Raw genomic sequence first — 10,631 nt, 5'->3', positions numbered from 1 at the left:
GCGGCGGACGTGCTGGGCATGATCTCCGTGCCGGACGTGGGCCGGCGGCTGTCCGCGGTGTGGCGTGCGGTCCTCGAGGCGGCGCTGGCGGCGGTGATCCGCGACATGATGCCCGAGGGCGGGAGCCCGCCGGCCCGCATCGCCTACATCGGCATGGGTCGGCTCGGCGGGGACGAGCTGTCCTACGGGTCGGACGCGGACGTGATGATCGTGTGCGAGCCCACCGCCGGGACCGACGACCCGGAGGCGGTCCGGTGGGCCACGCAGGTGGCCGAACGGGTGGGGAGGCTGCTGTCCTCGCCGTCGTCGGATCCTCCCCTGGACCTGGACGCCGACCTGCGCCCCGAGGGGCGCAACGGCCCCCTGGTCCGGACCCTGGCGTCCTACCGCGCCTACTACTCCACGTGGGCGGAGACCTGGGAGCTGCAGGCGCTGCTGCGCGCGTCGTTCGCGGCGGGCGACCGCGGGCTGGGCCTGGACTTCCTCCACATGATCGACGTGTTCCGCTACCCGGAGGACGGCGTACCGCCGAAGGTCGTGCAGGAGATCCGGCGGATGAAGGCGCGGATCGACTCGGAGCGGCTGCCGCGGGGCGCGGACCCGGCCACCCACACCAAGCTCGGACGCGGCGGCCTCGCGGACGTCGAGTGGTGCGCCCAGCTGCTCACCATGCAGCACGCCGCGCGGGTGCCGGGTCTGCACACCACCTCCACGCTGGAGGCCCTCGACGCGGCCGCCTCGGCGGAGCTGCTGTCGGAGGGCGAGCGCGACGCGTTGGTCCAGTCGTGGCTCATGGCCGGGCACGCCCGCAACGCGCTGGTCCTGGCGCGCGGGAAGGCGGTGGACCAGCTTCCGGGTCAGGGCAAGATCCTCGCGGCGGTGGCGATGATCTGCACGGGCTCCGCCGACGGTGCGGAGTTCCTCAACGAGTACCTGCGGGTGACCCGCCACGGTCGCCGCGCGGTGGACCGCGTGTTCTGGGGTGAGGACTGACGCGCGGGTCGGGTTCGGGGTGCGGATGGGGGTCGTCCCCGATGTACCGGCCCGGTGGCGCCGATAACCTGGGCACATGCCTGTGACCATGAATCTCACCCTCACCCTCGACGGCGTGACGTACGGGGAGTTGTACGAGTTCGTCGACGCCGTGCGTGCGGCCGGTGTGCCGGCCGACGAGCGGGTCCGCTGCATCGGCTCCGACGAGAAGGGCGACCGCTTCGAGGTGGAGCTGGGCCCGGATCGCCGCCGACCGGGCGCGGCGCGTGCGGCGTCCGGTGCCCTCGTGGGCGAGCCGGTCGGGTCGTCCGCCGTGCCGTCCACCCCGACGGTGGCGTCGGTGGCGGAGACGGTGCGCTCGATGGTGCGCAACGGTGACGACCTGGACCGCGTCATCGCCGCGCTGGGGGACCTGCGCAAGTTCCTGCGTTGAGCGGCCGGCGCCCGGTCGCCCGGGCCGTCGCACTGCTCGCCGCGCTCGTCGCCGCGGCCGGGGTGGCGCTGCACCACTCCCGCGCGGAGGTGGCGCTGGTGCCCGTGCTCGCGTCGTTCGCGGTCGCGCTCTGGGCGTTCTCCCTGGTGGCGGTGGTCGCCGCCGCGCGAGCGCGGTCGGTACTTCTGGGGATCGTGGCCGTCGTGCTGGTCGGCGTGGGCGTTGTCCAGTACGCGCCGCTGGTGGGGCCGGCACGGAACGTTGACGCCGACGACGACGAGGGCGTCGGCGTGCGGGTGATGGTGCAGAACCTCGAGTACGGCAGGGCCGCCCCGCACGACGTGGTGCGGGCGGTACGCACCGGCGGGGTGGACCTGCTCCTGACGGTGGAGACCACCCCGGAGTCGGCGGACGCGCTGCGCACCGCCGGCCTCACGGGCCTGCTGCCGCACGAGGCCGCCTCGACCGCGCCCACGACCCAGGGGGTGGCGGTGTGGTCGCGGTTCCCGCTCTCGCCGCCCGAGCGGGTGCCCGGCTTCAGTCTGGGCCTGGTGCGGACCGAGATGGCCGGGCCCGGCGGTCCGGTGACGGTGGTGGCCGCGCATCCGGTGGCGCCGGTGTTCGACGCCGCGCTGGCGGTGGAGGAGGCGGATCGCCTCCGGTGGTACCTGGGCAGCCTGCCCGGCCCCGCGCCGGTGATCGTGGGCGGTGATTTCAACGCGACGTGGGATCACGTGCGGTTCCGCGACCTGCGGGACCTCGGGTACACCGATTCCGTGTCGGGTGGCCGGGACGGCTGGGTGCCCACGTGGCCGGCGGACCGCTGGTACCCGCCGCTCATCGGGATCGATCACGTCCTGGCGCGTGGGGCCCTCGCGGTGGGCCGGACCAGCACCGTCGAGGTGGACCGGACCGATCACCGGGGCGTGCTCGCCACGGTGCGTCTGCCCGCTCCGGCGGGTGCGTGACCTACCATGCGCACCATGAGTTCACGTTCGCGCGCGACCGGGCCCGGGGCCGCCGTCGCCGCCACGGGCGCGGTCCTGTTGGCCGTCCTCGCGGGCTGCGGCGGGGCCACGGTCGAGGGGGAGGCCCCGGAGGTGTCCGCGGAGCCCACGGCGTCGACGTCCGCCACGCCGTTCGCCGAGGAGCGGCCGGAGAAGCCGACCGGGCCCGTCCCACCGCCCCCGCCGCAGTCCCCGCAACCCGAGCCGATGCCCGGCGAGCCGGAGCCCCTGCCCCCGCCCGAGGACGCCGCGCCCGCGCCGTCCGACGCCCCGCCGGCCGAGCCCGCCCCGCCCGCACCGGGCGCCGGGGACTTCGCCGCCCTGCTCGAGCGTCGCGGGGTGACGTTGCCCGAGGGGATGGATCCGGTGGCCACGGCCACGGAGGCGTGCGGCCGTTTCGACGGCGGTCAGCAGATGGACGAGGTGTCCGGCTGGCTCGGCGAGCGTGCCGGGTTGGATCCCGACGGCCAGGGCTTCTTCCTGGGCGCCGCGGTGGGTACGTACTGCCCGCAGAACTTCCCCAAGCTCGGCTGAGCCCGGCCGCCCGGTGGCGGGGCGCCGTCCGCGGGGGTCACATGCGGGCGAACCGGGCCCGCGCGATCGAGTAGAGACCGAACAGGGCGATGCCCGCGCCGGTGAGGACGAGGAGCACCTGTCCGAAGGGCTGTTCGCCGACCGTGCGCAGGGCGGCGTCCAGCCCGCCGGCCTTCTCCGGATCCGCCTTGACGACCGCGGCGATCACGAGCCCGCCGACGATCGCCAGCGCGACGCCCTTGGCGACGTACCCCACCCGCCCCGCGATGATCACCGCGCGGCCGACCCGGCCGCGGCCGGTGCGTTCGAGGTCCTCGACGAACTTCGCGGTCGCGCCCTTGTACACGTGATAGCCGCCCACGCCGAGCAGGACGAGCCCCACGATCACCAGCGCGACCTTGCCGGCGCCCGAACCCAGCAGTCCCGCCGTGGCGCCGGACGCGGTCTGCGAGTCCGACCCGCCGCCGCCGGAGGCGAACCGGGCGGTGGTCAGCCCCAGCGCCACGTAGACGGCCGCCTTCGCGCCGGCCTTGAGCCGGTCGGAGGCCTCCTCCGAGCCCACGATCAGCTCGGTGACCTGCCACAGGCCCAGCGCGATGAACGCCGCGGCACCAGCCCAGAGCATCACCTGGCCGCCGGGGGCCGAGGCGATCTGGGCGAGCGCGCCGGAGTTGGAGGCCTCGCCGCCGCCGGAGCCCAGGGCGATCCGCACGGCGATCCAGCCGATGAGCAGGTGGACGACGCCGTTCATGACGAAGCCGGCGCGGGCCAGCCATTCCAGCGCCGGGTGGTCCACGGCGGACCGGGCGGCCCCGGACGCGGACCGTGCGGTGCCGGGGACGGAGCTGGAACGCAGCGGCGATCTCATGGACGGATTCTCCCACGCGGGCGGCCGCTTCCCATCCGGTCGGCGGTCACCACTCGATCTCGCCGAGGACCTCGTTGCGGCGCCGGAGCTCCGCCACGCGCAGTTCGGCCGCGCGGTGTTCCTCCATCCGGCGTCGCGCCTGCTCGGCCAGGGCGTCGGCCTCGACCTCGGCGAGCAGCAGTTGCAGGCGGTCCTTCTGCTCGCGGAGGGTCTCGACGGAGGTGTCCATGGCGATGAGCTTGCGGGAGCCGGCGGTGGCGTGGAGGAAGGGGTTGCGTTCGAGGATGAGGCGGGCCTCCTCGGGGTCGAGCACCCGCGAGAGCTTGAGCAGGACCGGGTAGCCCCGGCCCTCGCTGTCCGCGTCGGGGTCGTGCTCGGGGTCGAGGGCGGCGGCGACCACCTTGAGGGGTCTGGCCCGCGGGGAGGCGCTGCGGAAGTCGAATGCGTCGCTGTCCATGGTGATCCCGGCTCCTTCCCGGCCCACCGCCCGGTGGTGCTCCGGGCGACCAGTGCTACCTGGCACAACCGTAAACGCCCCGGCCGTGGGGCCGGGGCGTTTCGGGTTTCCGGGGCTACGGGCCCGGCGGTGCGGCGCTGTGTCGCGCCGCGCGATCAGCAGTCGTAGTAGAGCTCGAACTCGTGCGGGTGCGGCCGCAGGTTGACCGGCGCGATCTCCTTCTCCCGCTTGTACGAGATCCAGTTCTCGATGAGGTCCTCGGTGAACACGCCACCCTCGGTGAGGTACTCGTGGTCCTGCTCGAGGCGGTCGATCACCGCGGGCAGGGAGGTGGGCGCCTGCGGGATGTCCGCGGCCTCCTCCGGCGGCAGCTCGTAGAGGTCCTTGTCGACCGGCGCCATCGGCTCGATCTTGTTCTTCACGCCGTCCAGGCCGGCCATCATCATCGCGGCGAACGCGAAGTACGGGTTGCCCGAGGAGTCGGGGCAGCGGAACTCGATGCGCTTGGCCTTGGGGTTGTTGCCCGTGATCGGGATACGGACACAGGCCGAGCGGTTGCGCTGCGAGTACACGAGGTTGATCGGCGCCTCGTAGCCGGGCACGAGCCGGTGGTACGAGTTGATGGTCGGGTTGGTGAACGCCAGCAGCGACGGCGCGTGGTGCAGGATGCCGCCGATGTAGTAGCGGGCGATGTCCGACAGGCCGGCGTAGCCGGACTCGTCGTGGAACAGCGGCTGGCCGTCCTTCCACAGCGACTGGTGGGCGTGCATGCCCGAGCCGTTGTCGCCGAAGAGGGGCTTGGGCATGAAGGTCGCGGACTTGCCGTTCTTCCACGCGGTGTTCTTGACGATGTACTTGAACAGCTGGACGTCGTCCGCCGCCCGGAGCAGGGTGTTGAACTTGTAGTTGATCTCCTGCTGGGCGCCGGCGACCTCGTGGTGGAAGCGCTCGAGCTCGAAGCCGGCGTTGGTGAGGTTGGTGGACATCTCGTCGCGCAGGTCGACGAAGTGGTCGTACGGGGCGACGGGGAAGTACCCGCCCTTCTCGCGGACCTTGTACCCGAGGTTGGGGGAGCCGTCGGCCTCGGTCCCGACGCCGCTGTTCCAGTGGCCGGCGCTCGAGTCGACCTCGTAGAAGCCGTGGTTGGTGCCGGAGCCGTAGCGGACGGAGTCGAAGATGAAGAACTCGGCCTCGGCGCCGAAGAAGCACGTGTCGGCGATGCCGGTGGAGACCAGGTACTCCTCGGCCTTGCGGGCGACGTTGCGCGGGTCGCGGCTGTAGGCCTCACGGGTGAACGGGTCGTGGACGAAGCAGCTCACGTTGAGCGTCTTGGCCCGGCGGAAGGGGTCCAGGCGGGCCGTGGCCACGTCCGGAAGGAGCATCATGTCCGACTCGTGGATCGACTGGAAGCCCCGGATGGAGGAGCCGTCGAACGCCAGGCCGTCCTCGAACACGTCCTCGTCGAACGCCGCTGCGGCGATCGTGAAGTGCTGTTCGTTGCCCGGCAGGTCGGTGAACCGGATGTCGACGTACTCGACGCCCTCGTCCTTGATGAACTTGATGACCTCGTCCGGAGTGGAGAATGCCACGATTCGCTCCTCGTCTCTTCAAGTGCGACAGGCGACCGGTGTCCCCTGTCGTGCGTTGACCTCACGATATGGGCGAGGTGTTGCCCGGCCGTCAAGCGAATGTTTCGCCGGTGTTACATGAGGCGACCGGGTTCGCGTCCCTCCCAATGGGGCAAGCCTAGTCGCGTGGGGCGCCCGATCGCCGACATGGGGAACAGCAGGTCGCCGGGCTACCCTGGCTCTATGCGTGACGTAGCGGGATCATGGCTGTCCGGGCCCACGTCCGGCAGCGGGCCGGAGCAGAGGTTCAAGGGCGAGAACCTCGGCCTACCGGAGTCCGGCCCCGGCTCGATGGCCTCGCTGGGGGTGCGGTTCGGAGCCCTCGTCGTGGACTGGTTCCTGGCCTACGGTCTGGTCGCGGCGATCGTGACGGTGGGCGGGCCCGGCGCGTTGGGCGGGGACTCGTTCGCCTCGGTGTCGAGCTGGGCGGTGCCGCTGGTGTGGGGTGTGATCGGCGTGGTCTGCGTGTGGCTGTTCGCCCAGACGCCCGGTCAGGCGGTTCTCGGCATCGGTACCGCGCGGGTGGACGCGGAGGAGCGCGTCGGGTTCGTCCGCTCCCTGGTGCGGGTGGTGTTCATCTTCTTCCTGCTGCCCCCGCTGATCCAGGACGAGGACGGCCGCGGCATGCACGACCGCGCCACCGGCACGGCCCTCATCCGGACGCGCTGACCGGCTCCCGCTGACCATCCCCGGCCGGGACGCGCCCGCCTGGGCGCCGCCCGGGCGCGCCCCGGCGGCCCCGGTCAGCCGCGGCGGCGGGCGCTGCGCTGGATGTTGCGGACCTTCGCGCCCTGGGGGACCGGTCCCTTGGGCATCTGGTTCTGCACGCCGGTCTTGGTGCTCAGGGCCCGCAGGCGGGTGTCCAGGGCGTCGACCTTGGCGCGGCTGATGTTCATCGGGTAGCGGGTGAGGCGCCGGTTGAGCTTGCGCAGCGGCACCTGCTCGGGGGTGGCGTCGGTCTCGTCGCCCACGATCAGTTCGTAGATCGGGGTGTCGCCCACGACACGGGCGACCTTCTTCTTCTCCTGCGTCATGAGCGGCTTGAGGCGGTGCGGCTGGCCCTCGCCCACGAGCACGATGCCGCAGCGGCCGACCACCCGGTGCACGGCGTCGAAGCTGGTGGTCGCTGCGACGGCCTGGTTGACCCGCCAGCCCGAGCGCAGCTGGTCCAGTGCCCAGGCGGCCGCCCCGGGCTGGCCCTCGGCCTTGCCGTACACGGTGTTCTGCACGCGCCGGGTGAAGACGACCATGGCGAGCATGAGGCCCACCAGGATGCCCAGCGGCAGCATCCACCACTCGCCGCCCCAGAGGGTGCCGAGGAGGAAGAAGACGACCGTGGCGAGCACGACGGCGCCGATCATCAGCGGCCACAGCAGCTTGTCCTGCTTGGACTGGATCTTCAGCGCCTGCCACATCTGGCCGCGCTGCTCCCTGCCCGCCGCCCGCCTCGCGGCCCGGGCCGCCTTCTTGTCCGCCTTGCTGACCTCGCTCTTCGCCATGCCCCTCAGGATACGTGGCCCCGGTCGCGGTCAGAGAACCGCGCCGCCCTCGCCCCGCGGGTGACGGGGGAGGGCGGCGGGCGGACCCGCGCGTCGGGCGTCCCGCGTCGCGGCCGCCGACGCGCAGGGGGTCAGGCGCGTGCGGCCTCGCGGGCCAGGACGCTGGAGGCCTCCTGTGAGGCCGAACCCTCCGAGGTGAGCTGGCGCAGGTGCTCGGGCACCTCCTGGCCGCGGTGCTCGAGGGCCTGGACGTACAGGCGGCCGGCACGGTAGGACGAGCGGACGAGCGGCCCGGCCATGACGCCGGCGAACCCAATCTCGCGCGCCTGGTCGGACAGCTCCACGAACTCCTCGGGCTTGACCCACCGGTCGATGGGGTGGTGGCGCGGGGTGGGACGCAGGTACTGCGTGATGGTGATGATGTCGCAGCCGGCGGAGTGCAGGTCCTTCATGGCGTCGACGATCTCCTCGGTGGTCTCGCCCATGCCGAGGATGAGGTTGGACTTGGTCACCAGACCGAAGTCGCGGGCGGCGCGGATCACGTCGAGGGAACGCTCGAACCGGAACGCGGGCCGGATCCGCTTGAAGATGCGGGGCACGGTCTCGAGGTTGTGGGCGAGCACCTCGGGGCGCGACTCGAAGACCTCGGCCAGCTGGTCGGGGTTGCCGTTGAAGTCCGGGATGAGGTTCTCCACCCCCGTGTTGGGGTTGAGCTCGTGGATCTTTCGGACGGTCTCCGCGTAGAGCCACGCGCCGCCGTCCTCGAGATCGTCCCGCGCGACGCCGGTGATGGTGGAATACCGCAGGCCCATCTCGCGGACGGACTCGGCCACGCGCCGCGGCTCGTCTCGGTCGAGCGCGGAGGGCTTGCCGGTGTCGATCTGGCAGAAGTCACAGCGTCGGGTGCACTGCTCCCCGCCGATGAGGAACGTGGCCTCCCGGTCCTCCCAGCACTCGTAGATGTTGGGGCACCCGGCCTCCTCGCACACCGTGTGCAGACCGCCACCCCGCACGAGGCCCTTGAGTTCCTTGTACTCGGGGCCCATCGTGGCCCGGGTACGGATCCACGACGGCTTGCGTTCGATGGGGGTCTCGGCGTTGCGGGCCTCGATGCGCAGAAGCTTGCGGCCCTCGGGAGTCACAGTCACATCACCAAGACTACGCGTGCTTCACGCCACGGGCAGTCGGCCGTCGAGGGCCTCCACCAAGTCGGAGGTGACCTGATCGAGAACGTCGGACACGGTGACGGTGCGGCCGAGTTCGGCGGTCAGTGACGTGACGCCGGCGTCGACGATCCCGCACGGCACGATCCGGGAGAACGCGCCCAGGTCGCAGTCGCAGTTGAGGGAGAAGCCGTGCATCGTCACCCCGCGTTGGACGCGGATGCCGATGGCGGCGATCTTGCGCTCGGGTCGCCCGTCCGAGGCCGCGCACCACACGCCCGAGCGGCCGTCGACACGACCGGCCTCCACGCCGAGCCGGGCGCAGGTGGTGATGAGGGCCTGCTCCACCCGCCGGACGTACTCGACGACGTCGATCGGGTCGGTCAGGGCGATGATCGGGTAACCGACGAGCTGACCGGGCCCGTGCCAGGTGATGCGGCCGCCGCGGTCCACGTCGACCACCGGCGTGCCGTCGACCGGCCGGTCCGACGGCTCCGTGCGCTTGCCAGCGGTGTAGGTGGCGGGGTGCTCGAGGAGGAGCACGGTGTCCCCGCGTCGCCCGTCGGCGCGCTCCTCGGCCAGGGTGCGCTGGAGGTCCCAGGTGGGGGTGTACTCGACGGTGCCGAGCCGACGGACCTCAGGGGCGACGGCCGGGTCGCGGCGCAGGGACTGACCGGTGTGAGACATGACACCAGGGTAGGCCGAGCGGGCGCGCGCGGCCCGCGAGGGTGGTGCCCGGGACGACGACGACGACGGGCGCCCTCCCCGGGAGGAGGACGCCCGTCGCGTGGTCGGCGGAACCGGCGGGAGGGTTACAGCCCGAGGTCGCCCTCGAACTCGGCCTTCTCCAGGCGGTCCTTGACGGTGGTGAGGAAACGGCCCGCGTCCGCACCGTCGACGAGGCGGTGGTCGTACGTCAGGGGGATGAAGCCCATGGACCGGATGGCGATCGACTCGCCGTCCGCGTCCGCGTCCACCACCGGGCGACGCACGATCGCGCCGGTGCCCAGCATCGCCGCCTGCGGCGGGACGAGGATCGGGGTGTCGAACAGGGCGCCCTCGCTGCCGATGTTGGTGATGGTGAACGTCCCACCCTGCAGGTCGTCCGGGGTGAGCTTGGACGCGCGGGCCCGCTCGGCGATGTCGATGATCGCCTTGGCCAGGCCCGGGATGTCCAGGTCCTGCGCGTTGTGGATGACCGGTGAGAGCAGGCCCGCCTCGGTGTCCACGGCGATGCCGAGGTTCACCGAACCGTGGTAGGTGATCTCGTTGCTGCTCTCGTCGTAGGACGCGTTGACGTTCGGGTGCGAGACCAGGGCCTCGACGACCGCCTTGGCGTAGAACGGCAGGTAGGTGAGCTTGACGCCGTGCGTGTCGGCGAACTGCTCCTTGACCTGCGAGCGCAACTGCGCGACGCGGGTCATGTCCACCTCGAAGACCTGCGTGAGCTGGGCCGTGGACTGCAGGGACTCGCGGGTCTTCTGCGCCGTGATCTTGCGGATCCGGTTGGCCTTCTTGGTGGTCCCGCGCAGCTCGGCGAGCTCGGGCCGCACACCGGCCGTCGACGGGCCGCCGGCGGGGGCCTTCGCCTGCGCCGGCGCCTCGGAACCGGAGTCGGACCCGGCTCCCTCGGCCGCCGCCAGGACGTCCTGCTTGCGGATCCGGCCACCGATGCCGGTGCCCTTGACCGAGTCGAGGTCCACGCCGTGCTCCTGCGCGAGCTTGCGCACCAGCGGGGTGACGTACGGCGAGGTGCCGGCCTTTGCCGCCGCGGCGGGCTCGGCCCGCTTCGGCACCGAGTCGGTCGACTCGTCGGTGGAGGCCTTCTTCGGCGCCTTCTTGTCGGCCTTCTTGTCGGCCTTCTTCTCGGCCTTGGCAGCCGACTTGGTCTCCTGCGCGGGCGTGTCCTCGGGGACCTCGTCCTCGCCGGCGGCGTCGACGTCCGCGTCCTTGGCGTCGGTCGCGTTCTGCTCCTCCGGCGTCTGCTCGTCGTCGGCGTCGTCGGCGTCGCCGGAGCCGTCGCCGATGACGGCGAGGGTGGCGCCGACC

General features: G+C 72.2%; 12 protein-coding genes. 5 read left to right on the top strand and 7 right to left on the bottom strand.

Annotated elements, in window-relative coordinates:
- The 4 genes from RWK90_RS17180 to RWK90_RS17165 form a co-directional block, all read left to right on the top strand.
- The coding region (locus RWK90_RS17180) for a DUF294 nucleotidyltransferase-like domain-containing protein (RefSeq protein WP_314038850.1) at positions 1-993 on the top strand (993 nt) is incomplete at its 5' end.
- Between the two features lie 76 nt (positions 994-1,069).
- Positions 1,070-1,426 carry a hypothetical protein gene (locus RWK90_RS17175; protein WP_314038849.1) on the top strand — a complete coding sequence of 119 codons (357 nt, stop codon included), beginning with the start codon at positions 1,070-1,072 and terminating at the stop codon, positions 1,424-1,426.
- Positions 1,423-2,394, top strand: coding sequence for an endonuclease/exonuclease/phosphatase family protein (locus RWK90_RS17170; RefSeq protein ID WP_314038848.1), 972 nt, complete (start codon positions 1,423-1,425; stop codon positions 2,392-2,394). Before RWK90_RS17175 ends, RWK90_RS17170 begins: the two co-directional genes overlap by 4 nt.
- Positions 2,395-2,409: 15 nt before the next feature.
- The gene (locus RWK90_RS17165; protein ID WP_314038847.1) at positions 2,410-2,967 is read left to right on the top strand and encodes a DUF732 domain-containing protein; all 558 of its coding nucleotides are present in this window, start codon (positions 2,410-2,412) and stop codon (positions 2,965-2,967) included.
- A 37-nt stretch (positions 2,968-3,004) separates the two neighbouring features.
- Here the strand turns inward: RWK90_RS17165 and RWK90_RS17160 are convergent, their stop codons facing one another.
- The 3 genes from RWK90_RS17160 to glnA all read right to left on the bottom strand — a co-directional run bounded on the left by RWK90_RS17160 (position 3,005) and on the right by glnA (position 5,881).
- Positions 3,005-3,835 (bottom strand): DUF1206 domain-containing protein, encoded by an 831-nt coding sequence (locus tag RWK90_RS17160; protein WP_314038846.1) that lies wholly within the window; start codon positions 3,833-3,835, stop codon positions 3,005-3,007.
- Between the two features lie 46 nt (positions 3,836-3,881).
- Complete coding sequence (locus RWK90_RS17155) at positions 3,882-4,292, bottom strand: hypothetical protein (RefSeq protein ID WP_314038845.1); 411 nt, start codon at positions 4,290-4,292, stop codon at positions 3,882-3,884.
- A gap of 155 nt (positions 4,293-4,447) precedes the next feature.
- Positions 4,448-5,881, bottom strand: a complete 1,434-nt coding sequence (gene glnA, locus RWK90_RS17150; RefSeq protein WP_314038844.1) for a type I glutamate--ammonia ligase — start codon at positions 5,879-5,881, stop codon at positions 4,448-4,450.
- A gap of 222 nt (positions 5,882-6,103) precedes the next feature.
- On the opposite strand from glnA, the gene RWK90_RS17145 reads away from it, so the two are divergent.
- Entirely contained in the window at positions 6,104-6,589 is a 486-nt protein-coding gene (locus RWK90_RS17145; protein ID WP_314038843.1) for an RDD family protein, read from the top strand.
- Between the two features lie 74 nt (positions 6,590-6,663).
- Here RWK90_RS17145 and RWK90_RS17140 read toward each other — a convergent pair whose 3' ends face one another.
- From RWK90_RS17140 to sucB, 4 genes are all read right to left on the bottom strand, one after another.
- Positions 6,664-7,419 (bottom strand): DUF4191 domain-containing protein, encoded by a 756-nt coding sequence (locus RWK90_RS17140; protein WP_314038842.1) that lies wholly within the window; start codon positions 7,417-7,419, stop codon positions 6,664-6,666.
- 131 nt (positions 7,420-7,550) lie between these two features.
- Positions 7,551-8,567 (bottom strand): lipoyl synthase, encoded by a 1,017-nt coding sequence (gene lipA, locus RWK90_RS17135; protein ID WP_314038841.1) that lies wholly within the window; start codon positions 8,565-8,567, stop codon positions 7,551-7,553.
- Positions 8,568-8,588: 21 nt separating this feature from the next.
- Positions 8,589-9,269 carry a lipoyl(octanoyl) transferase LipB gene (gene lipB / locus RWK90_RS17130; RefSeq protein WP_314038840.1) on the bottom strand — a complete coding sequence of 227 codons (681 nt, stop codon included), beginning with the start codon at positions 9,267-9,269 and terminating at the stop codon, positions 8,589-8,591.
- Between the two features lie 125 nt (positions 9,270-9,394).
- On the bottom strand, positions 9,395-10,631 hold a 1,237-nt coding region (sucB, locus tag RWK90_RS17125), incomplete at its 5' end, for a 2-oxoglutarate dehydrogenase, E2 component, dihydrolipoamide succinyltransferase (protein WP_314038839.1).

This window comes from Dietzia sp. CH92 (assembly GCF_032248695.1).
GTDB lineage: Bacteria > Actinomycetota > Actinomycetes > Mycobacteriales > Mycobacteriaceae > Dietzia.
Note: the sequence above shows the minus strand (reverse complement) of the source record. Positions and strands in the feature narration are given on the sequence as shown.